Below are 24,977 nucleotides of genomic sequence, written 5' to 3'. Positions count from 1 at the left end.
TTCTTTTTAATGTTATCGAGCTCTAATCTTTTTTATTTTATTAAAAAACTGCGTTTCAAATTGCTTCAAATACGGATCTCTGATTATTGTCAAAATAATAAAATATCCCAGACAACATCCCGCAACCGTTCCTACTAAAGTTATGAATACACTGTTCGTTATCATATTCATTACAAATCTTCCCGCAAAAAACCATACACTTGCTACAAAGTACACCATAACTCTTGTATATAACATCTTTGTATTAAATATCTTACGTGCATAGTAAGTCAAGATAACAAACACAATTATTTCAGAGAACAATGTTGCCACCGATGCTCCAGTCACACCAAACATTGGTATTAATAATGCATTCGCAATTAAATTGAACACTGCTCCGCCAATTGTTGATATCAATACTTCTTTATCTTTTTTATGCGGAATACAAATCTGATAAGCCAGCACTCGATTAATAGCTCCAACTACAACTTTAGCAGATAAAATTTTTGCCGCCGTACTTCCCGTTAAAAATTCTTTGCCACTAAATATTAATATCAAAATATCACTGGTACAGATCATTCCTATAGCCGCCGGTATCGCTATCATAAAAAGAATATCTACAGATTCTTTCATCAGCTTCTCATATTCTTTTTTCAAATTATTTCCCAGATAATAAGACACTCTTGGCAGGATAGTCGCTGATATCGTTCCTATCAATGTACTTACAATTGTATTAATCTTTACAGCTGCCGTATAGACTCCGGTAGCCTTATCTCCACGAAATGCCCCAAGCATGGTTGTATCCATTGTCATATAGATACTGGATGCAACACTTGTTCCAAAAATCATTAATATCGGCTTTAAATGCTTTCTATATTCTAATCTTTCTTTTTTCTGTTTCCAATCGACTATTTTTCTCGAATGCCACAAGTTAAAAAAAGCAGATCCTCCTGACGAAATAACCGTCAATGCCGCATACCAGTAATAATCATTTTTATTTTTAACCAATATAAACAATAATATCAATGAAATGATCTGAAATAAGATTGCCCTTTTCGTGATATAAGCATATTCTTCTTTGATTGTAAAAATCCACTCTGTTCCTATTGTTGTAAAAATGATACTTAAACTTGAAATTACTAATAACTTTTTGTAATTTCCCAAAATAGGTAACGCTAAAAAAACAGCCAATGCACAATAAGCGATAAACGTTGTGCACAAATTTATGTTCAGCATTTCACGTGAGAACTTGCTGAATTTCTCTTTATCGTCTCTAATCCGTGCTCCTTCTCTTACTGCATATGTACTAATTCCCAGCGCTGCAAACATAGAAAAGTAAGACACAATAGAACTTGCATAGTTAACACGGCCTATCCCTGTAGCGCCTAAGATTCTTGACGCATACGGAAATGTAATTAACGGAAATATCAGGCTCATTAACGTTTTTATTGTATTCATTATCAAATTTATTTTGATAGATTTTTGCTTTTTTTTCATGTCCTCTCCAATCTTCTTTAGACCTTTCGCCATTATATCACTTTTCCATATGGCAATCAACCTTGACACTTTTAATCTTACGGGACTCCATTTTTTTCCATAACCTGCGCTCTCTTTCCTTATAATGCAAAATTTCTCCCACAAGTATCAGTACTTTCTTTCGATTGTTATTTTAAGCAACACATTTTTGTATCTTCCCCTTTTTTATCACTAAAACATTGTGATTTTCTTATGTTTATGATACAATATTTATGTCATTTTAATTCAAACGTTGTTTTAAATAACATTTAGTATTCATTATAAATGAAAGGATATCAAATCATGAAAAAACTATCACAATCACTTCTCGCAAATCTTGTAACAAATCGTCGAAAAGAAAAACACATGACCCAGCAGGATCTTGCAGATATCACAGGGATCAACCGTTCTATGATCTCACGTTTGGAAAAAGAGGATTTTATTCCTTCTATTCCTCAGTTAGAGCAATTAGGGGAAACTCTTGGGTTTGAACCGCAGACATTATTTGTTGATGCCGGCAATACCAAGCTTCCTTCTCCTTCACCTTTAAATATCGCGGTAGCCGGAACCGGATATGTCGGATTATCCATCGCGACATTACTTGCACAGCATAATCACGTAACTGCTGTAGATATCATTCCTGAAAAAGTAGAATTAATCAACAACAGGAAATCCCCTATTCAGGATGATTATATCGAGAAATACCTTGTCGAAAAGGATCTTGACCTAACTGCTACTCTTGATGGCGAATCCGCCTATAAAGATGCTGATTTCGTCGTCATTGCTGCTCCAACCAATTATGACAGTAACAAAAATTATTTTGACACTTCTGCAGTAGAAGCAGTCATCGAACTTGTATTAAAGGTAAATCCGAATGCGATCATGGTCATCAAATCAACGATCCCTGTGGGCTATACCGAATCTGTCCGCAAAAAATATAACACAGCTAATATTATCTTCAGTCCAGAATTTTTAAGAGAATCAAAAGCTTTATATGACAACCTTTATCCAAGCAGGATCATCGTATCTACCGATTCTTCCGATGAACGACTGGTGAAGGCTTCTCATACATTCGCGGCACTTCTTCAGGAAGGGGCTCTTAAAGAGCAGATTGATACATTGTTCATGGGATTTACGGAAGCCGAAGCCGTAAAGCTTTTTGCTAATACTTACCTTGCATTACGTGTTTCTTATTTCAACGAATTGGATACTTATGCAGAAATGAAAGGACTCCATACCAAAGATATTATAAGCGGTGTATGTCTCGATCCGAGAATCGGAACGCATTACAACAATCCATCTTTTGGTTATGGGGGATACTGTCTTCCAAAAGATACCAAACAATTGCTGGCCAATTACGATAATGTACCTCAGAATATGATGTCCGCAATTGTCGAAAGCAACCGTACAAGAAAAGATTTTATTGCTGATCGTGTTCTCAATCTCGCCGGATATTATGATTATAACAATCATGGTGATTATTCTGCTGCCCAGGAAAAAGAATGTACTATAGGAGTTTACCGTCTTACGATGAAGAGCAATTCCGACAACTTCCGTCAGAGCAGTATTCAGGGCGTCATGAAACGAATCAAAGCAAAAGGAGCTACTGTCATCGTTTACGAACCAACCCTGGAAGATGGAACCACATTTTTTGGAAGCAAAGTAGTCAATAATTTAGAGCAGTTCAAAAAACTTTCTCAAGCTATTATTGCCAACAGATATAATCCGATTCTTGACGATGTTAAGGACAAAGTATATACCCGTGATCTTTTCCAACGAGATTAATCCGAATTTCACAAAAAGATTTGTGTATAACAAAGGCAGGTCAAATGACCTGCCTTTATTGCTAATATACTACAACTTTTGTTCCTCGCGGAATATTATCATATATCCATTTTGCATTATTAATGTTTAATCGAACACATCCGTGTGATGCATTGATTCCAAGTCTTCCATCTATAATTACAGACATACTTCCTTGTTTATACAGTACAGAGTGGAACAGGTAATTTCCATAGAACTGTGTATAATACCAGCATGTATATCCAGATCCAAATGATTTTCCTTTTCCCTGTACAGTAAATGTTCCTTTCACTGTCGGAGTTGATTTTGCTCCTGTAGTACAAACCCACTTTTTCACTTCATTCCATTTACCGACTGAACCGCTATAAATTCCTACTCTGTTAGCTGTCGTATCTACCAGAATGAGATACCGTGTGTTACTTGCATACGCCAATGCTCTCAGATGCATCTGGTCTTTAACTGCTATTGTCGCAGTCTTTTTCTTTTCTGTATAATAATTAGCATTTTTCCCCGGAGCTGCTGCATCTTTTGATACAAGGCGAATCTGTAATCCTTCCATTCTGTATCCGATTTTTGATGTTCCTGCTACCTGGCCATTTTTTGCCCAGCCAAGCCAGCCATATCCCTGTACATGTGCACGATAATATATGTCATAATATTTGGCAAGATTACCGGTAAGTCTGATTTTCACAGCTTCCATTCCATTCGTTCCTGTAGATGCCCCGTTGGTTGTACCTGCATCAGACCAGTCCTTCCATCCCTCTTTTGCAATATGTGTCGCATATTGAATCGTTCCTGATGGTGCAAGTTTATTTGACTGATCCAGATATAATGTAAGGCTCTGAAGCTGTTGTTTTTTGCCGATTGTCCCTACTGTATTTCCTTGCGATACATTGCCTGTCGCTCCTACACCTTTGATATATCCATTATAATAGAAGTTACCACTCTTATATCCTTCCACATATTTTACACCACTTGTATTCGGAGCCGTTTCTGCATCTTTTTTCACAAGGCATATTTTCAATGCCTCGATCTTCTTACTAAGATCAATTGTTCCTGTTACTCTTCCTGCAGATTCGTAATTACACCAGCCAATCTTTGCCAGATGTATACTGTAATACACTTCATAATACTTTGCGATCTCACCAGTCAGCTTCACTCTGATCGCTTCAATTCTCTTACTCTGACCGCTTGTTCCTGCAAGTTCACCATTCTTTTTCCAGCTTTGCCATCCAATTCCCTGTACATATGCCTGATATTCTACATTTCCTGTATAATCAGAATCCGGAAGTGTAATCTTTATTGCCTCAATTCTTTTTCCCTGTCCGGTTGTCCCTGCAATCTGATTATCACTTACTTTTTTCTGCCATCCAATAGACTGTACATGGGTCTGATACTGAATTCCTGGTACCTGATAAGCTTTCTTCGTACTTCCTGGTGCACTTTCACCTTTTTTCACTAATTTGATCTCAATTGCTTCTAAACGTTTTCCATAAGTACTGCTTCCGGCCTTTTCTCCGTTCTTTGCCCAGTCAAGCCAGCCAAAGCTCTGTATATGCGTACGATAGTACACGTCATATTTTTTTGCTATAGCACCTTCCAGACGAACAGATACTGCTTCTACTCTCTTTCCCTGTCCGGTTGTCCCTGCAAGTGCTCCGTTTTCTACTTCTTTCTGCCAGCCATATGACTGTACATGAGTTTTATATATAATTTTACTGTCTTTTTGATCTTCTTCTGATAATCCGGCAAGCTTAAGCTTAATCTTTAACGCCTCAATAGAAAGCGCCTTTCCTTCCGTTCCTGCCAGTGCGCCATCTTCTACTTTTTTCTGCCAGCCGATTTTTGCTACATGAGCCTGATATACCACCTTCACTGTTTCCTCCGGTACTATATCCGTCTTTACTATGTATGAATTTGCTGTGTCTAAATCGACATTTGTACTTTTCTCTGTCAACTGAACCTGAATGGCCTTTATGCCACAATCATATCCTTTAGTTCCGGATGGGGCATCATTTTCGGCCCAGCCAAGCCACTGTCCTTCACTCTGATCATCAGTTTGAACATATGCGCGATAGTAAATATTATACTTTTCAGCCAGTTCTTCTGTTAATTTTATCTTGAACGTAGCTATCTTCTGTTCGCTGTCAAATCCAGTCTCCTGGCCGGCTGTTACATACTCATTCCAATTTCCCTCTGGATCTGCTACCGAATATGTGATTCCATTCAAATTTTCCTCTGTTACAGAATCCAAAACATCTAATTTTAATTTGGATATTTCAGCATCTTTATTCTCTGGCTCACCCACATATTCTCCATTGTCTGCTTCCTGCCACTCAGAAGCCCCTGACATTAATACCGAATATTTTAATACAGGCTGTGATTCTGCCTGTGTTTCGTCAGCATATGCCCTGGCCGGCATAACTAATGTAACGATCATTGCCATAATTGCAGTCAATGATATCATTTTCTTATACATGATCCTGCCTCCTTTTCATAGTATGACTTTATTTGATCACATGCGTTTTTTGAGTATTACCTGGTGCCGCCGCACCTTTTTTTACCAGAACAACCTGTATACATTCTAATCGTTTTGCACATCCTGTTGTTCCTGCTATCTCTCCATTTTTTGCCCAGTCGAGCCAGCCATATGTTTCCGCATGTACACGATAATATACGTCATACATTTGAGCCATTTTTCCCGTAAGTTCAATTCTTATGGCTTCCATTCTTTTTGCAGCACCAACCGTACCTGCTACTGCATTATTCGTTTTCCAGTCTTGCCAGCCACTACTTTGAACATGCGCCCGATACTTAATTCCACCTGAGTATTTCTGGTCTGTCAATTTCAGTCTGAAAGCTTCCATACGTTTTGCTTCGCCTGTCGTCCCTGCATAGCCACCTCCATATACACTTTCTTTCCATCCATATGTTTGCAAATGTGCCGAGTACTGTGTTAATGGTTGTACATATGCCTGTACCGTACTGCCAGGTGCCTGGCTTCCTTTTGAAACCAATTTTATCTGTATTGCCTCCATTCGCCTTGCACCGTCTGTTGTACCCGCAATTTCACCATTTTTTGCCCAGTCAAGCCAGCCATATGTCTGCGTATGTACACGATAATAAATATCATAATGATTTGCTGCTTCACCCGTCAGACGGATACGAATTGCCTCCATGCGTTTTGCTTCGCCCGTCGTTCCACCGATCGTACCATCCGATACCCAGTTTTTCCAGCCATTTGACTGCACATGTGTACTGTATTGGACTGAACCGGTATAACCAATATTAGAAAGCTGAATCTTTATCGCTTCTATTCGTTTTGCTTCACCTGTTGTTCCAGATATTTCGCCATTGGCTTTAGACGCCTGCCAGCCGTCTGACTGTATATGTGTGCTATAAATTACTCCCGTTTTCTTAGTGTCTGGTATTGTGTTTCCTCCATTTAATCCAGAGGTACCTGTATTAATCTTTTTAATATATTGCTTACTTGCATAAGCATACATAGAAGATGAATTATATTTTCCGGAAGTACTTTCAATTCCTCCTCTATCCGCTTTTAACACCGGATCACTCTGCACTTTATAAAAATCTCCGGATTCTCCCAATATCAGAAATGCATAATTGGAGGAAGTTCCCGTATTATACAGACTTGTAGCAGAAGTACTTGCCTCTTTTCGTACATTTAATGTTGTATGTGCTGTTGACACAGTGTCCTTAATACCTATCGAATATTTATTTTGATCTTTCTTTCCGCCCTCACTGTCCATCTTCCATGCAAGAGCGGCAATTTTTTCACCCCAATAAGGATCTGATGCGTAGCTTACATTAATACCACTCGCTTTATCTCCTAAAAAGCCTCCGTGATAATAAGCCCATCCGACTCTTAAATATTGTTTTGACATATAAGTTTCTGCAAAATCTTTTATGCATACATCCACACTTGAAAATGTATTCGCACTCTGGCCAGGCGATGTATCGACTGCATTCAGTCCAAACAAATTATTTTTTTGCTTTGCAATACTGCTTGTTCCCCAAGCACTTTCCAACGCACCTACACCTGTCATGAGCAATGCATTTACTCCATATGAATTTTGATTATTTACAAATGCCGCCCCTTTATTATACATTTTTGAGCTGCTCTGAGCATGTTTATTAATAATTGTAGAAAGTTCATTTGCAGAATACGATGACTTTCCACGCAGCGGAAGATATTGATAATAATTATAATACGGGTTATTGGGGTTAATAGAATTTTTTCTTGTGTTACTCTTGTAATCAGATAACATTGTCACGTAATTAGTATAAAAATAATGTCCGTCATAGCTGTAATATGTGGTCCCCGTCTTCATATAAGACTGTTGTGGTCCCACATTAACTGATCCGCCATAACCCGGTGTCGTCATATCCATACAGATTCTATGGATAATAGAAGAACCATCTGCATAATAGTTGCTATAACTTTTTGCTGAATTCAAATTAACAACCTGAACTTTGGACTGGTCTACTAATCCTACAACACCACTTTGCATAAATTTCACTTTTCCGTTTTCAGTGCCCAGATATGCTGCATCAGCTCCCGCTCCACCATAGCAGTAACCTGCGGCGTTCGTACTGTATTCTTTGTATTCTGTAGTATTATTTCCAACCGAAGCACCTGCTGCATTCGCCCGGAAATTTACAATATAGGTTGCCGCAGCTCTTGCCTTATTAGATAAATCTTCTTTTACTACTCCATCCGTTTCTTCTTCAACATCGAATACATTTCCGTTTTCATCTACACTTACAACGGTTCTTTCACCTGTGGTATTTTCGGGTGTATCAGGATTCTCTGTTAATTCACTTTGTTCCTGTGTTCCATCTATTTCCTGGTTTATTTCCTGATCAGCTTCGTCATTCATCTGTTGCTGGTTCTGATCCATCTGACTACTTTCCATCGATTGTCCTTCTTCAGTAGCCGCATCATTGGCTGCAGATACACTTATTCCGGAAAGTATCATACTCATAATACATATGCAGGCAATGAATCTTTTTTTACTTTTCAAATTTTCTTCCTCCCTTTCTTCATTTTTCCTAATTATAACACAGTTCCATAACAAGCGAAATCCTTTATTGCAACAGAAAAAGTCATTTGAAATATGGATACTTCATACTTCAAATGACTTTTCTTTCATATACTAAAGCTCTCTATCTTACTTCTTTATAAATGTTTTTTCTGTACTTCCAGGTGCTGCTCCACCTTTTTCCACCAGTACGATCTGAATAGCTTCCAATCTTTTCGCAAGACCTTCCGTTCCGGCCTTTTCTCCGTTCTTTGCCCAGCCAAGCCAGCCATACGTCTGCGCATGCACCCGGTAATATATATCATACTGATCTGCCAGCGAATCTTTCAATTCAATCTGTATTGCTTCAAGTCTCTTAGCTTTTCCCTCTGTTCCGCTGTTTTTTCCGCCATTAACCCACTTTTGCCATCCGTAGGTCTGTACATGCGTTCTATATGAAATTTCCTTATTATAACTGGAATCTACCATTGCTATATTCAGTGCTTCCATCCTCTTGGCTTTTCCACTTGTTCCGGCCGTCTCACCATCATGTACCTTACTCATCCATCCATAGGTCTGTACATGCGTTTTGTAAGCTATTTTTGCTTCCTTAAAAGCTATAGATGTTGCTCCCGGAGCAGGATTTCCCTTTGGAACCACTTTAACCTGAACCGCCTCGATTCGTTTTGCATAATCTTTTGTTCCGGATGGTTCTCCGTTTTTCGCCCAGTCAAGCCAGCCAAATGTCTGTGTATGCACTCTGTAGTAAATATCATACTTTTCCGCAAGTTCTCCTGTGAGATGCAGCTTTATAGCTTCCATTCTCTTTCCGCCATTTAATATACCTGCTGCTGTATTATTGGCTTTTTCTCCCATCCAGCCATAACTTTGCATATACGTATCATATACTATATTTCCACTATATTGTGTATCATTTACTCTGACAGCTAATCCCTGAACCGCTCTTGCCTGACCAATTGTACCGCTCTGTTCACCATCCGCACTGTATTTCTTCCATCCTTGTTTTTCTACGTATGTTCTATATTCTACTTTCTTTCCTGTAGTCTTATACGAATTATCTGTTGTTCCGGGTATCGTTGCTCCTTTTGGTAAGACAGCAATTTGTAATGCCTCAATTCGTTTTTCATATCCCTGGCTTCCAGCCGGCTATCCATTGGATGTCCATCCCAGCCAGCCAAAGTTCTGACTATATACACGATAGTATATATCATAATTCTCGGCCTGACTTCCTGTTAAACTAATTTTCACAGCCTGAATATACTTGCTTTTTCCTTCTGTTCCTGCGAGCTGCCCTGTTTCTGCCAGTGGCTTCCAGCCTTCATCCTGTATACATGCCTGATATCTTACTCCTAGATCTCCATATCCGCCCCCGACATTTATTTTAAACGCTTCTAGTCTTTTTCCATAACCCGGCTTTCCTGTCTGATAACCGTTATTTACAGGCTCCTGCCAGCCATAACTTTGCATATGCGACGTATATGTAATGATATTCTCATCGGAAACCATTACCCGATCTGCATCTTGATTTATCACCGGTTCATCTGACATCCAGAAGTTAATATCTACATTGGTACTAACACCATTTACTTTTCCCGAAGACGTACACTGCCACATATCATACTTTGACTGATACTGACAAGATGCACTATACTGCGCAACCCATTTAGACCAGGACTCATTCTTAAATACCCGATCTGTCAATATACTATTCCACCAATACAGGCTCGCATAAATTCCAACTTTATATCCAGCCCCAGATATCTTAGAACAAAATGTATTTGCCAATTTTCCAATTGTTGAACTGCCAAGATTCAGAACCGAATTCTCTTCCATGTCAAAATAAACGGGGTATGTCGGCTGGTGTCCTTCCAACATTTTCTTAACATTTTCAGTCTCTTTCTCTACTGCCGAAACCGTTGTTGCTGTAGAATATATGTATACCCCATAAGGAATTCCCAATCGTTCACATTCTTTTACATTGTACTCCCATTTACGATCTTTATAGCCTGAACCATAACTGCAGCGGATAATAACGAAATCAATATCCGATCTGTTTTTTACCGTATCCCAGTTAATAGTTCCCTGATATTCACTTATATCCATTCCTTTTTTCTTTGCACCAGGGATTGGTTTTCCAAGACTGTTAACAAATTGTCCATTGACCTTTTTCCATGCATTTGTAACAGCCCTTGCATTACTTGTCGCATCATCTTCTTGTGGTATTAATTCACCATTCGAATATCTCCAACTATTTTCTTTCGGCCTGTCCTCATCTGTATTCTCACTCGTCTGCACTTTCACTGAATCAGAGACAGATTCCTTTTTTTGAGCGTCGTTATTCTCCGGTTCTCCTGCCATAACGCTGATTGTACCTGTCGTAATATATATGACAGCCAGCATTACCGTCATTATCCTTTTCATATTTTCCCCCCTCAAATCATCAAATTGTATTATATATTTTACTATATCATGATTCTTATTTTCTTACTATCTTTATTTGCTTTTCCGGACATTTTCTTATTTTCTAAATACAATCACTCTCTGTCCCACATAATTAAACACCACGAACGCTCCCATTCCAACTAGCATAGACAGATTATCCTGTACACTTTTACTCTGTCCGTGAAGAAACCATGACACAAGCGGCTTGGCAAGCCCGTACGCAACCAGATAACAGACCGTAATATTTAACGCAAACTTAACCAGTTGCTTCCATGACTTTTCTTTATTCTGAAATGTAAAATACTTATTCAAAAAATAACTCACAATACTCCCCACAACATAATTGGATGCCGAGGATATCCAATAGCTCAGATGTAACACATTATATGCTGCAAACATTACAGCTGTTCCGACCAGTGTATTCACAATTCCAACCAATACAAATTTCCAAAATGTTATATCCAGTATATTTTTTATTTTATCTTTCATTATTGCTTCTTTCTCCTTGTTCATTTATAAAATAGGCATTGCATGGCAATACTAAAACGGCCTGTGTAAAAACACAGGCCGTCCAATATTCTCTTATTCTCCTAATCCATCTTCGATTGCACTGACCATGGCATCCATAGCCTCTTTTTCATCTTCCCCGTCGCAAATAAGTTCGATCTCATCTCCCGATTTCACACATGCTCCGAGAACACTTAAAACGCTCTTTGCATTTGCTGCAACATCGTCATCATACATAAACTCTACTTTGCATTTGTATCTACTTGCTATGTTACAGAACATTCCTGCCGGTCTGAGATGTAACCCTGTTGGATTTGTTATTGTAACTTTCTGTCTGATCATAATGTACTCTCCTCGCTTCTAATTGTTATTCCGTCCATCTTCAAGCCTCTGTACTTGTTTTATGATTATTCTCTTTTGTTTACCTGATTGTATCTGTCTTTTTCTCATCTTCTTTCGTCTGACCTTCACTGCTGCTATTTTCATTTTGTGTCTTATCATTCTGTTTTGTTTTTTCCAGAATAATTTCTACACTCACATTATTCACCAGTGAACATCCGTCCGGAAGTTCAACAGATACCGGAACCGTATAAGTTCCTGCATTGGTATACTTCTTCAGATCAATACTCACTTTCTTTGCCGGCGAGAACAAATTCAGTGCATCCCCAGGTCCTTTTATCTGTATCTCAAGATCAACCGTTGAACCATAACTAATGCTCAGTCCTTCTGCTATATTGTTTACAACAATAGAATTTGTAGATACTTCAAATGTTTTCGCTCCCGGCTGCTGTACCGGAATTGATACAACCACCTTATTCGCATTCTGTTCTGTCAAAGACACACCACTTGGAATATAAGACGAAATATCAATTGTTTTGTCCGTCTTCTGTGTCAGATTATCCAGCTGTAACGCACTTGCCGGAATACTGATTTTGGAAACTCCTGCTAATGTCGTTTTATCTCCTGTAATCTCAACTTCCTGCGGCTCTACCGTTATTTTTCCAAGTTTATACCCCTCTGCCGCTGATACATCTGACGTATCAACTTCTATCGGAACACTTTTAACCTGAAGAAGTTCTACTTCTACACTAACTCCTTCTTTTCCAAGATTGTTTGCCAGAAGTGTCTGGTCAATCACATTATTATTCGCATCATACAGAACCAGTTTTGCTTCCACCGTCTCATCTTCCGAAAGTCCTGATACATCTGCTTCGGCGGTAACTTTGGCTATACTGTTGATAATTCGTTTTGGTCCTCTAAGCGTTACCTTTTCCGGAACCGCTTTCAGTGCTCCTACTTCATAACCACCTCTTACAGTACCTGTTGTTGTCGGAGTAATCGGGAAATTATTTTTTGCTTCCTCATCAATCTGGATCTGCAGATTTCTTGGATTTGCCGTCGCTTTCTCATATTTTCCGGCATAACCTTTGATTGTTATTTCGATTGGTACCTGTGTACGAAGTGTCAGTTCTTTCATATCGGCAGTTGCCTGAATATCTTCTGCCTTAATTTTATCTAATACGGATCTCTGCGCCGTAACAGTTACATTCACTTCCTGTGTATTATCAACAATCTGATACGTATTATTATTATCTGTAATTACTTCTTCATGAGTTACCTGAACCGGTATATTTGAGAAAGTCTTATCGTCTACCGGGTCATCTATATTTACCACGATCAGCCACAGAAATACTGCAATCAGGAAAGCCAGTATTTTCAGCGTAAGATTCTTAGTTATTCTTTTTTGCATGCTCACGCCATCCTTTCCACATTGCCCGTATTCTGTTAGTTTCACTACTTCTGTGCTGGATTTCTTTCAGTTTTATCCTAAGCTGCGCTTCATTAATATTTCTCGCCAGTTTGCCTCCTTGTGCCACAGATACAGCTCCCGTTTCTTCCGAAACAGCAATGATCAGAGCATCACTGACTTCACTCATTCCAACTGCGGCACGATGCCTTGTTCCCAGATCTTTGCTGATACGCATATTGTCGGAAAGTGGAAGGTAGCATGTTGCCGACACAATCCTGTCACCACGGATAATAATTGCTCCGTCATGAAGAGGGGTATTGTGTTCAAATATATTCTCCAACACCTGACTGGATACCAGACAATCCATCTGAATCCCTGTACTTTCATATTCTGTCAGTCGAATTGCCTGTTCTACTACGATCAACGCTCCTGTCTTTACTTTTCCCATTGCAAAGCAGGCTCTGATAATATTCTCTCTGGTTTCCTCACTGAAACGTATCTCTCGATTCTGCTCAAAAGGCACAACCGACGTCAGGAATTGCTTTTCTCCCAGTTTTTCCAGCGCTCTTCGAAGTTCCGGCTGGAATACAACAATCGCAGCGGTTGCCATAACCGTCAGCGAATTTCTCGCAATAAAAAGGATGGTATGCATTTTAAATATAGCTGCAAGAAGAATAAATCCGGCAAGAACGATAATTCCCCGAAGTAACATCCATGCTTTCGTATTCTTAATCCATACAATAATCTGATAAATCAGAAATGTAAGAATCAAAACCTCTATCACATCTGTAACATGTACCTTTGGAATATACAGACCTATTCCGTATTTCTCTATAAAATCTGCCACTGCCTGTTCCATTCTTCTCACCTCCTCTTTATCTGAAATATTTCAACTATATTCTATATCTATCTTTTTCTTTTATTTGCAGTTTTCTTTCCACTTGCATGAAATTCATTTTCAAGGCTTTGTGTCAAAAGTAACTTATCTACATCTTTCATATCATGTTTCTTCGGCATCGGTCCTCTCTTCGGTGAATGTCTTTTGGCCTGACTGGCTCTTATCTGTGCAGGACTTCTGTACTCCGAATTATTATATGGTGTTTTTCTCGATGTTTCTTTTCTTAATTTGTGATTTGCAGACGGCTCCACGCTGATTGCCTTAGTCTCTTCCGTAACATCCTGTGAAAGACGTTTTACTGCTTCTGCATCAATAATCTCTGTTTCCTGTCTTTCATTGATCTTTTTCACCGTCTTCTCCGGAGTTGTTACTGCCACCTTTGGTATTGCTTTTACATAATAATAATATTCATCATCTTCAAACTGTAACCGTTCACTTCTTGCATAATCAACAGAGAAAAGGAACAGTTCTAATATCATTCCAACAATTACCGCAAGAATATTTCCGAAGATCAGAGATCCATATGATATCTCCACTCCAAGTGCAATGCTTCCCATTGCCGTTACCACTACATCAGCAATTGCTCCTGCTATAATCCCAATTTCCCATGCGTGATCCAGTTCACGTCTGCGGATTGTATAAACCACAAAAAATCCTATAATAAACGCTACAATGTAAATCCACATTTCCTTATTCTGGAATACTTTCTGTACATAAGTTGTAATCTCAGAAAGCATCGCTTTACTTCCTGATGCTTTTGATGCCGAACTTGTCTTTTTAAGATATTCCACCATATAAAACACAACTGTTCCGCAACTCATCGGCACCAGACTTACCGGTGTATATATCAGTGCACACGCAACAGGTACCAGAAATGGTATTTTCAGAACAAATGCAATCGGTGTAAGAAGTACAACAAACGCCATCTTTGGTGCCAGTCTGATATAGAAAATATACATGATCAGGAAAATCATTGCCGATACAGCAAATATTCCTATCGACGCTGCCAGCGTATGTGCAAGAACTAATACCGCTGCTATCACAACAATCACCATCGGAGGCAGAAATGTAGCAACTACAGCCAGTGCCAGAGAAATTACCGGTGATGATAACGACTTCATGAATCCGGTATTCTGATTGATCATCGAAAATGTGATCATTGCAAGTATGAACTGAAAAGCCTTGTCAAATAATTTAGAATGTTTTCCATAGAGTTCTTCTATTCTTCCCCGTATTACATATATATTATCCATCTATCTTTTCTCCTTTTCATACATCTTCAGCAATTGGATCAGATTATGATTATATCTTTTTACCCTTTTTCTTGCTTTTTTATGTTTTTCATTATATATATGACTGGCAATTCCGCAATACACAATCACAACACCCACATAACCTGCCAAAATGATTAAAAATAAAAATATGATCAATCCATTTGACAGATTACCCATAATATTCTCCACGCCGGCAAGCAACAACACGCCTACCAGACATACATATCCAACCGATACACTTAAGAATGCATAGATAACATGCAGACTTGCATAGTCTTTTCTATAATAAGAGCTGATCTTAAAATCTTCTTTTCCATGTGTCTCTTCATAGAGAGCAAGTTTTGTCATTAATTTTACTTTTCTCTCATCTAACATATATCCACCTCAACATGATATTAATTCCATTAAAACATCATTTTAAGTATAACAAATCTCAGTACCCTTGTCCAATACTTATGGTTAAAAAGTAAACATTCTCTACACCTTTCTGTTTCAATACATTTGACACTGCATCAATTGTATTTCCCGTTGTATAAATGTCATCAACCAACAACACTCTCTTTACTGCCTGAAATGTATGTTTCACTGCAAATGCGTGCTTCAGATTCTTTTTTCTTTCCTGGTGACCTAGTTTTTTCTGCGGACTGGTCTTTCTGGTTCTTATCAGACTTTTACTGTCCACCGGGATTTCCAGGATTTTTCCTATTTCTTCTGCAAGTATCTGTGCCTGATTATATCCTCTTTTTCTCTTTCTTGAAGGATGCAACGGTACCGGCATAATAATATCCGGCCTCCATCTTTCTATTTCTTTTTGGAATTCTTTTACAAGTTCCTGACTATATAATATTCCGTATCTTCTTTGGTTATGGTACTTAAATTGATAAACAGACTGATTTACGGGGTTTTTGTGGTTCCACAAACTCAATCCCCGTTCATAATAATGATGTGTATGCATGCAGTCATAACAGTATTCCTGCTCTACACTACGGATCTGTTTTCCACATTGCATACACCTTGGTTCTCTGACTTTCAGTAGTTCCAGCTTCTTTCTGCATTCTTTGCAGATGCCGTCTCTGCATACTTTTTGGCAGAATGGACAAACTTCCGGCCAGAGCAAAGATATGATTGATTCTTTAATCTTATTGATTTTTTTATGATTCATTTAATTCCCGGATTCGCTCTGCAAGACTCGTATTACGGTTCTGTTGATTCGTATTATGTATCATTTCCTGAAATACACTTTCACTTCCAATCACTGTAACACACTTTCTTGCTCTTGTAACAGCCGTATAAAGCAGATTTCTGTAATATAGCTGTCTTGGTCCCTGTAACAAAGGGATAATAACCGCCGGATATTCGCTTCCCTGGGCTTTATGAATCGTTATAGCATAAGCCAGTTCCAATTCATCCAGCAGATTATACGGATACTTTACCAGCTTCTTTTCATCATACTCAACAGTAACCGTTTCCTCATATGTATTAATTTTACGTATGATTCCCATATCGCCGTTAAAGACACCGATTCCCTTATCGATCGTCATTCCATAGCGGGTAGAAATTTCCCATTCAAGCTGATAATTATTCTTAATCTGCATCACCTTGTCCCCCTCACGAAACAGGTGATCTCCGTATTCTTTTTCCTGTTTTCCAGGTTTCGGCGGATTCAGATATTCCTGTAATATCTTATTGATTCTCTCTACCCCCAACAGTCCTTTTCGCATCGGTGTCAGAACCTGAATATCCGCTTCTTTCGCATTCACAAACTTTGGAAGTTTCTTCTGGATCAATGTAATAATATTGCTGATGATCATATTCGTATCGTCACGTTTTAAGAAGAAGAAATCCATACTTTTATTGTCCAGAACAACCGGTTCTCCCCGGTTGATCTTATGCGCATTCACAATAATATCACTTTCTCCGGCCTGTCTGAATATCTTCGTCAGTTTTACAACCGAAAAGCACTCCGAAGAAATGATATCTTTCAGTACACTTCCCGGTCCTACACTTGGAAGCTGGTTCACATCCCCCACCAGGATCACACGTGTTCCGGGTACGATAGCATTCAGGAGTGCATACATAAGTGGCAGATCTACCATCGACATCTCATCAATGATAACTACATCTGCTTCCAGTGGATTTTCTGCATTCCGCTGGAAGCCCCCGATTGTCTCATCATCCGGATTTCCTGACACTTCTAGAAGACGGTGTATCGTCTGTGCTTCACAGCCGGTTGCCTCAGTCATTCTTTTTGCCGCCCTTCCTGTCGGTGCGGCCAGGTAAATATCCAGCCCTTCACTTTCAAAAAAATGTATCATAGCATTGATCGTAGTCGTCTTACCGGTACCAGGTCCCCCTGTCAGGATCATCAGACCATGCCTTACTGCTTCCATTACAGCAGTCTTTTGCATATCATCCAGATACAACTCTGTATTTTTTTCGATTTTATTAATCCGGCGTATTAAGTTAGCATCTGCAATTTCAAAATCAAGATTAAGATCATGCAGCATTTTTGCTGTATTTAATTCCATATAATAGTAATGAGACGTATATATCCTCATTCCCTGCTCCGACGGCTTCATAACGATCTTTTTTTCCATCGCAAGATCCATCAGGTACTGTTCCATGTCCTGAATCTGAACACCAAGCAATTCACTGGTCTCTCTTAACAGTGCTTCCTGATACAAATAAATATGTCCATCATTCACGCTCTGCTGCAATGTATAAAAAATCCCACTTCGTATACGAAAATCCGAATCTGTGTGGATTCCAATCTTTGCCGCAATCTCATCAGCAGTCTTAAATCCAACCCCCGGAACATGATCCGCCAGCTGATACGGATTCTCCTCAATCGTGCGGTAAACATTACGGCCATAATGCTGATAGATTTTCGCCGCAAGCGTCGTTGAAATTCCAAACTTCTGCAGATAGATCATCGCCTGACGCATATCTTTCTTTTCTTCCACCTGAGAAGCAATCTCTCTTGCTTTCCGTTCGCTGATTCCCTTGATTTCCGCCAGTCTCTCCGGCTCTTCTTCTATGATCCGAAAAGTATTTTCTTTAAATTTCTTGACAATTTTTCCCGCCAGCGCGGCTCCGATTCCTTTTATCGCTCCGGATCCTAAATATCTTTCAATTGATATCAGATCCTCCGGTTCACATACTTCCGATTCTTCCACAGCGAATTGAAGGCCATACATCTTATGTGTTGTATAGCCTCCTGTCAATCTTAATAATTCTCCTTCTTCTATAAAATGAAAATTTCCGACACAGGTAACCTCTCCATCTGAATTATTCAAATGGAATACTGTATATCCGTTATCTTCATTTCTGTAAACGATATGTTCTACGTATCCTTTAATCTCTTCCATTCGATTTCATTCACCCTGGTTTTCTAGATACCTTTTCTTTCGCCCATAAATTCTACATATTCTCCAGTACCGATTGCTACAACTTTCATTGGATCATCCGCTGTCATAGTATTAATACCTGTCTTTTCCTCGATCAGCTCTTCCATACCACGCAGCATGGATCCGCCTCCCGTCAGCATAATTCCTCTGTCAAGAATATCAGCGGAAAGCTCCGGTGGAGTTCTCTCTAACACACTGATTACGGCTTCTACAATCTGTCCGGTAGTCTCTCGAAGTGCTTCTTCTGTCTCTGTTGATGTTACCGTAACAGTCTTCGGAAGTCCTGTTACAAGATTTCTTCCTCTGACTTCCAAAGTCTCATCTTCAATCAACGGATAAGTTGTACCGATTTTAATCTTAATATCCTCTGCGGTTCTTTCACCGATCAGAAGATTATGCTTCTTTCTCATATAACGCACAATTGCCTCATCGAAATCATCACCTGCGATCTTAAGTGATGTATTTACAACAGTTCCTCCAAGAGAAATTACCGCAATATCTGATGTTCCTCCTCCGATATCAACAATCATATTACCGCAAGGTTTTGAAATATCGATTCCTGCACCGATAGCTGCTGCAACCGGCTCTTCAATCAGATGAACTTCTCTTGCACCAGCTGCATAAGTAGCCTCCTCAACTGCCTTACGTTCCACTTCTGTTACACCACTTGGGACACAGATACTGATTCTAGGCTTTTTGAAGGTTCTCTTACCTAATGCCTTCTGCACGAAATATTTAATCATTTTTTCAGTTACTGTATAATCTGAAATAACACCCTGTCTTAATGGTCTTACCGCTACAATATTTCCCGGAGTTCTTCCAAGCATCATTCTTGCTTCCTCTCCGATCGCTTTTATCGCATTTGTATCTCTGTCATAAGCTACGACAGAAGGCTCCTTTAATATAACACCTTTTCCTTTTACATATACTAATACACTGGCTGTTCCCAAATCAATTCCAAGATCTACTGACATTCCCAATTCTCCCTTCATCAAGCTGTCTATATCATTATCTTTTGTAAGATATGATCATACGCATGCTATTTTTGAGCATGTTCCCATTATAATCAAAATTATTTAAAATAAAAAGACCCATTTTGCTTAAATCTTTGTGAAGCTTTTTACATAAATATTACAATATGACGAATCTGCCCGAAGAGATGAACAAAATGTCATATTTCTACCTTCCTAACATCGGTTTTATATACTTTCCTGTATAAGACACAGGACTTTCTGCTACCTCTTCTGGTGTCCCGCTTGCGATCACGGTTCCACCTTTGTCACCGCCTTCCGGTCCGATATCAATAATATAATCTGCAGTTTTTATAACATCCAGATTATGCTCTATCACAATAACCGTATTACCATCAGCTGTCAGTCTGTGCAGAATCTCTGTCAGCTTATGCACATCAGCAAAATGCAGTCCTGTCGTCGGCTCATCCAGAATATAGATTGTCTTTCCTGTACTTCTCTTACTCAGTTCCGTTGCCAGCTTGATACGCTGTGCTTCTCCGCCGGACAGCGTCGTGGACGGCTGTCCCAGACGGATATAAGAAAGTCCGACATCATATAAAGTCTCCATCTTTCTGCGGATGCTTGGTACATTTTCGAAGAAATGCATAGCTTCTTCTACTGTCATATCCAGCACATCATAAATGCTTTTGCCTTTATATTTTACTTCCAGAGTCTCTCTGTTATAACGTTTTCCCTTACATACTTCACATGGAACGTAGACATCCGGTAAGAAATGCATCTCGATCTTGATGATTCCGTCTCCGCTGCAGGCTTCGCAGCGTCCTCCTTTGACATTAAAGCTGAATCTTCCTTTTTTATAGCCTCTTGCCTTCGCATCCGGTGTTGCTGCGAACAGATCTCTTATGAGGTCGAATACTCCCGTATAGGTTGCCGGGTTAGATCTAGGCGTACGTCCGATCGGAGACTGGTCGATATTGATAACTTTATCTAATTGATCCAGTCCTTCGATGCCTTTATGTTTGCCCGGAATGGTTCTTGCACGATTCAGGTCTCTTGCCAGACGCTTGTAAAGGATCTGATTCACCAGCGAACTTTTTCCCGATCCGGACACACCCGTTACACAGGTCATTACGCCAAGCGGGAAGCTGACATCAATGTTCTTCAGGTTATTTTCCTGTGCTCCGAGTACTTTCAACCATCCGGTTGGTTCTCTTCTTGTCTCCGGAACCGGAATCTTGATTCTTCCGCTCAGATAGGCTCCGGTTACAGATTTTTCATTCTGCATGATTTCTTCTGCATTTCCCGTTGCAACCACTTCGCCGCCGTGCTCTCCCGCGCCCGGACCGATATCCACAATAAAATCCGCTTCTCTCATCGTATCCTCATCATGCTCGACTACGATTACGGAATTACCAAGGTCACGCAAATGCTTCAATGTGCCAAGTAATTTATCATTGTCTCTCTGATGCAGACCGATACTTGGCTCATCCAGAATATATGCTACACCTACAAGTCCGGAACCGATCTGAGTCGCCAGACGAATTCTCTGTGCTTCTCCGCCGGACAGTGTTCCAGTTGCTCTTCCAAGTGTCAGATAGTTCAGTCCGACATCCATCAGAAACTGGATTCTGGAATTGATCTCTTTCAGGATCTGTCCGCCGATCAGCATCTGATGATTCGTTAGCTTCAATTCTTTCAGAAATGCCTGCAGTTTCTCGATCGACATTCCTGTCAGTTCTGCAATATTCTTATCTCCTACCGTAACAGCCAGTGCTCCCGGCTTCAGACGCTGTCCCTTGCAGGCATGACACGGTGTAATATTCATGAATTCTTCATATTCCGCTTTCATAGTTTCCGAACCAGTCTCCCGGTAACGGCGTTCTACATTCTTGATCAATCCTTCAAACGCAACATCGTAGACACCTTCTCCACGCTGTCCCTTATAATATACTTTAACTTCTTTTCCATTCGTTCCATGAAGCAGAACATCGTGAATTTCTTTCGGATAGTCTTCAAATGGAGTGTCCAGCGAAAAATCGTATTCTTTGCTTAATGCATCCAAAATTGCATAAGTGAAGCTTTTTTTGTCTGTGCAGGACTGCCATCCCATAACTGTAATGGCACCTTCGCTGATGCTGAGACGTTTGTCCGGGATCATCAGATCCTCATCAAATTCCATCTTATATCCAAGTCCGAAACATTCCGGGCACGCTCCAAATGGATTGTTGAACGAAAAGCTTCTCGGTTCAATCTCTTCGATACTGATTCCGCAGTCCGGGCATGAAAAACTTTCACTGAACTGAACCGGCTCTCCGCCGATCACATCTACGGTCATCAATCCCTCTGCCAGATTCAGTACATTTTCAATGGAGTCGGTCAGACGCTGTTCGATGCCTTCTTTTACTACCAGACGGTCTACCACAATTTCAATATTGTGTTTGATATTCTTATCCAGCTTAATCTCTTCTGAAAGTTCGTACATATTACCGTCAATTTTGACGCGGACATAACCGCTCTTCTTGGCACGATCCAGTAATTTGGCATGGGTTCCTTTTCTTCCTCTTACAACCGGGGCCAGAAGCTGGATCTTAGTTCTCTCCGGCATTCCCATGATTTGTTCTACCATTTGGTCAACCGTCTGCTTTTTGATCTCGCGGCCACATTTCGGACAGTGCGGTATTCCGACTCTTGCGTATAATAAACGGAAATAATCATAGATTTCCGTTACGGTTCCTACGGTGGATCTTGGGTTACGGTTCGTAGATTTCTGGTCAATGGAAATCGCCGGGGAAAGCCCCTCGATGCTTTCTACGTCCGGCTTTTCCATCTGTCCTAAGAACTGTCTTGCATAAGAGGACAGGGATTCCATGTATCTTCTCTGCCCTTCCGCATAGATTGTATCAAATGCCAACGATGATTTTCCCGAACCACTGAGTCCAGTCAGAACTACCAGCTTGTCTCTTGGTATATCTACATCTATATTCTTCAGATTATGCTCATTGGCTCCTCTGATTTTGATATATTGTCTTGAATCTTTTTCCTGTGACATGTGAGTGTATACTCTCCTTTTTCTATATCTTTATTTCCTGCAGTGTCTTTTTAAGCTCAATTAACTTATCTCTAAGTTCTGCTGCCGCCTCAAAGTTCAGGTCTGCCGCTGCTTTCTTCATCTGTTTTTCCAGTTCTTTGATCAGTTTCTCTAATTCCTTCTCGCTCATAGATTCCGGATCTTTTTCCATCTGCACTTCAGAGGCTGCCACCTTCTTGGATACAGCGATCAGATCTCGTACCGCTTTCTGGATTGTCTTCGGTGTAATGCCATGTTCCTCATTATATGCCATCTGCACTTCACGTCTTCTCTGCGTCTCATCCAGTGCCGCACGCATAGAATCTGTGATCGTATCTGCGTACATGATGACATGTCCTTCTGCATTACGCGCTGCACGGCCGATGGTCTGGATCAGTGATGTCTCGGAACGCAGGAATCCTTCTTTATCTGCATCCAGAATTGCAACCAGTGTGATTTCCGGAATATCCAGACCTTCTCGCAGAAGGTTGATACCAACCAGTACGTCAAATACATCCAACCGCATATCCCGCACGATCTCGGTACGTTCCAGTGTATCGATATCCGAATGCAGGTAGCGCACGCGGATTCCCAGCTCTCTCATATAGTCAGTAAGGTCTTCTGCCATACGTTTGGTCAGTGTTGTTATCAGTATTTTGTGCTTATTGGCAATCTCTTTATTCACTTCTCCGATCAGATCATCAATCTGTCCTTCTACCGGACGAACTTCCACTTCCGGATCGAGAAGACCTGTCGGACGAATTACCTGCTCGGCTCTTAACAGTTCATGTTCTTCTTCATATTTGCCCGGTGTTGCAGATACAAACATGACCTGATCGATCTTGCTTTCAAATTCGTCAAAGCTAAGTGGTCGGTTATCCAGTGCTGACGGCAGACGGAATCCATATTCTACCAGTGTACGTTTTCTGGACTGGTCTCCATGATACATGCCGCCGATCTGCGGAACCGTCTTGTGCGACTCGTCGATCATAATAATAAAATCATCCGGGAAATAATCCATCAATGTATTCGGCGGCTGTCCCGGTGCAAGTCCCGCTAAATGTCTTGAATAGTTCTCAATTCCCGAGCAAAATCCTGTCTCACGCATCATTTCTATATCAAAATTCGTACGTTCTGCAATCCTCTGCGCTTCCAGAAGCTTGCCTTCCGATTTGAAATATTTCACCTGTTCTTCCAGTTCAATCTCAATATTACGAATTGCTTTCTCCATACGTTCTTTCGGAACAACATAGTGAGAAGCCGGAAATATCGCAATATGATTCAGCGTATTTTTCACTTCACCGGTAAGCATGTCTATTTCCGAAATCCGGTCAATCTCATCTCCGAAAAATTCCACTCTAATAGCAGTATCGCCACGGTCTGCCGGTACAATCTCTACCGTATCTCCCCGTACCCGGAATGTTCCGCGCTTGAAATCCATGTCATTTCTGTCATATTGAATGTCTATCAGCTGGCGCAACACTTCATCACGGTCTTTCTCCATACCCGGACGGAGCGATACCATCATCTGTTCGAAGTTTTCCGGTTCACCAAGACCATAGATACAGGAAACACTGGCAATTACGATCACGTCTCTCCGCTCGATCAATGCTGCTGTTGCCGATAATCTCAGTTTATCAATTTCTTCGTTTACAGAAGAATCTTTCGCAATGTATGTGTCTGAGGATGGGACGTAGGCTTCCGGCTGGTAGTAGTCGTAGTAGGAGACAAAATATTCCACTGCGTTATCGGGGAACATCTCCTTGAACTCTCCGTATAACTGAGCTGCAAGTGTTTTATTATGAGCGATGACAAGTGTCGGCTTCTGTAATTGCTGAATCACATTTGCCATCGTAAAAGTTTTTCCAGAACCCGTAACCCCTAGTAAAGTCTGGCATTGATTGCCTTCCTTGAACCCTTTCACAAGCTCTGCAATCGCCTGTGGCTGGTCTCCGGTCGGCTTATATGGGGCTTTTAATTTGAACTCATTCATGGTAAATCCCTCCATTTGTGACTTTTACTATGATCATTATCAGCCAAAAATTCGTATCCAGATTCGTAACGAAAAGCTTATTTTATGGTGAATAGATGTCCTTTTCACCTCGTTACGAATAAAAGTCACAAAACTGATTTTTGCGGATAAAACAGCACTCGGAAATACCTGATGATACCAGGCTCCGGTTCTGTCATATTTTTACTGTTTGTTCTTGTAACAGTCCCTATTATATCAGACATTTTTTTGAAAGTATATAGATGAAGGTAAGAAAAAAGTACAAATGTTCGATTCTTATTTGTACT

17 protein-coding genes and 1 pseudogene are annotated in these 24,977 nt (G+C 40.1%); 1 reads left to right on the top strand and 17 read right to left on the bottom strand.

Translation table 11 applies throughout. The annotated features are described in order from the left end of the window. Nucleotides 1-12 precede the first annotated feature (12 nt). Nucleotides 13-1,476 carry a flippase gene (locus NCY30_RS09615; protein WP_250818695.1) on the bottom strand — a complete coding sequence of 488 codons (1,464 nt, stop codon included), beginning with the start codon at nt 1,474-1,476 and terminating at the stop codon, nt 13-15. A 321-nt stretch (nt 1,477-1,797) separates the two neighbouring features. On the opposite strand from NCY30_RS09615, the gene NCY30_RS09610 reads away from it, so the two are divergent. Then, the gene (locus NCY30_RS09610) at nt 1,798-3,279 is read left to right on the top strand and encodes a nucleotide sugar dehydrogenase (protein WP_250818694.1); all 1,482 of its coding nucleotides are present in this window, start codon (nt 1,798-1,800) and stop codon (nt 3,277-3,279) included. A gap of 61 nt (nt 3,280-3,340) precedes the next feature. Here the strand turns inward: NCY30_RS09610 and NCY30_RS09605 are convergent, their stop codons facing one another. From NCY30_RS09605 to uvrB, 16 genes and pseudogenes are all read right to left on the bottom strand, one after another. Next, the gene (locus NCY30_RS09605) at nt 3,341-5,776 is read right to left on the bottom strand and encodes a L,D-transpeptidase family protein (protein WP_250818693.1); all 2,436 of its coding nucleotides are present in this window, start codon (nt 5,774-5,776) and stop codon (nt 3,341-3,343) included. A gap of 28 nt (nt 5,777-5,804) precedes the next feature. Next, nucleotides 5,805-8,342: a glucosaminidase domain-containing protein gene (locus tag NCY30_RS09600; RefSeq protein WP_250818692.1), complete on the bottom strand. Its 2,538-nt coding sequence runs from the start codon at nt 8,340-8,342 to the stop codon at nt 5,805-5,807. 147 nt (nt 8,343-8,489) lie between these two features. Beyond that, nucleotides 8,490-9,233: a hypothetical protein gene (locus NCY30_RS09595; RefSeq protein WP_250818691.1), complete on the bottom strand. Its 744-nt coding sequence runs from the start codon at nt 9,231-9,233 to the stop codon at nt 8,490-8,492. A gap of 51 nt (nt 9,234-9,284) precedes the next feature. Continuing rightward, nucleotides 9,285-9,434: pseudogene (locus NCY30_RS15445) on the bottom strand (hypothetical protein); the annotation flags it as partial. Nucleotides 9,435-9,506: 72 nt separating this feature from the next. After that, a complete protein-coding gene (locus NCY30_RS09590; protein ID WP_250818690.1) occupies nt 9,507-10,781 on the bottom strand; it encodes a GH25 family lysozyme in 1,275 nt (424 codons plus the stop codon). Nucleotides 10,782-10,877: 96 nt separating this feature from the next. Beyond that, complete coding sequence (locus NCY30_RS09585; RefSeq protein WP_022415613.1) at nt 10,878-11,291, bottom strand: GtrA family protein; 414 nt, start codon at nt 11,289-11,291, stop codon at nt 10,878-10,880. A 93-nt stretch (nt 11,292-11,384) separates the two neighbouring features. After that, complete coding sequence (locus NCY30_RS09580) at nt 11,385-11,651, bottom strand: HPr family phosphocarrier protein (protein WP_006428620.1); 267 nt, start codon at nt 11,649-11,651, stop codon at nt 11,385-11,387. A gap of 79 nt (nt 11,652-11,730) precedes the next feature. Then, nucleotides 11,731-13,059, bottom strand: a complete 1,329-nt coding sequence (locus tag NCY30_RS09575) for a CdaR family protein (RefSeq protein ID WP_130096633.1) — start codon at nt 13,057-13,059, stop codon at nt 11,731-11,733. Further along, entirely contained in the window at nt 13,040-13,918 is an 879-nt protein-coding gene (cdaA, locus tag NCY30_RS09570; protein ID WP_250818689.1) for a diadenylate cyclase CdaA, read from the bottom strand. The genes NCY30_RS09575 and cdaA overlap by 20 nt, the downstream gene beginning before the upstream one ends. 47 nt (nt 13,919-13,965) lie before the next feature. Continuing rightward, nucleotides 13,966-15,210, bottom strand: coding sequence for a hypothetical protein (locus NCY30_RS09565; protein ID WP_250818688.1), 1,245 nt, complete (start codon nt 15,208-15,210; stop codon nt 13,966-13,968). Then, nucleotides 15,211-15,606 (bottom strand): hypothetical protein, encoded by a 396-nt coding sequence (locus NCY30_RS09560; RefSeq protein WP_006428624.1) that lies wholly within the window; start codon nt 15,604-15,606, stop codon nt 15,211-15,213. 58 nt (nt 15,607-15,664) lie between these two features. Beyond that, on the bottom strand, nt 15,665-16,393 hold the full coding sequence (locus NCY30_RS09555) for a ComF family protein (protein ID WP_055213686.1): 729 nt from the start codon (nt 16,391-16,393) through the stop codon (nt 15,665-15,667). Next, entirely contained in the window at nt 16,383-18,599 is a 2,217-nt protein-coding gene (recD2, locus tag NCY30_RS09550) for an SF1B family DNA helicase RecD2 (protein ID WP_022415617.1), read from the bottom strand. The genes NCY30_RS09555 and recD2 overlap by 11 nt, the downstream gene beginning before the upstream one ends. Nucleotides 18,600-18,622: 23 nt before the next feature. Continuing rightward, nucleotides 18,623-19,612 carry a rod shape-determining protein gene (locus NCY30_RS09545; RefSeq protein WP_044920524.1) on the bottom strand — a complete coding sequence of 330 codons (990 nt, stop codon included), beginning with the start codon at nt 19,610-19,612 and terminating at the stop codon, nt 18,623-18,625. A gap of 205 nt (nt 19,613-19,817) precedes the next feature. After that, nucleotides 19,818-22,661 carry an excinuclease ABC subunit UvrA gene (gene uvrA, locus NCY30_RS09540; protein ID WP_022415618.1) on the bottom strand — a complete coding sequence of 948 codons (2,844 nt, stop codon included), beginning with the start codon at nt 22,659-22,661 and terminating at the stop codon, nt 19,818-19,820. Nucleotides 22,662-22,683: 22 nt separating this feature from the next. Further along, complete coding sequence (gene uvrB, locus NCY30_RS09535; protein ID WP_055181879.1) at nt 22,684-24,672, bottom strand: excinuclease ABC subunit UvrB; 1,989 nt, start codon at nt 24,670-24,672, stop codon at nt 22,684-22,686. Nucleotides 24,673-24,977: the final 305 nt, after the last annotated feature.

The sequence above is a fragment of the Dorea sp. MB18-49 genome, assembly GCF_023669465.1.
In the GTDB taxonomy this organism is placed as follows: domain Bacteria; phylum Bacillota; class Clostridia; order Lachnospirales; family Lachnospiraceae; genus Dorea_A; species Dorea_A longicatena.
Note: the sequence above shows the minus strand (reverse complement) of the source record. Positions and strands in the feature narration are given on the sequence as shown.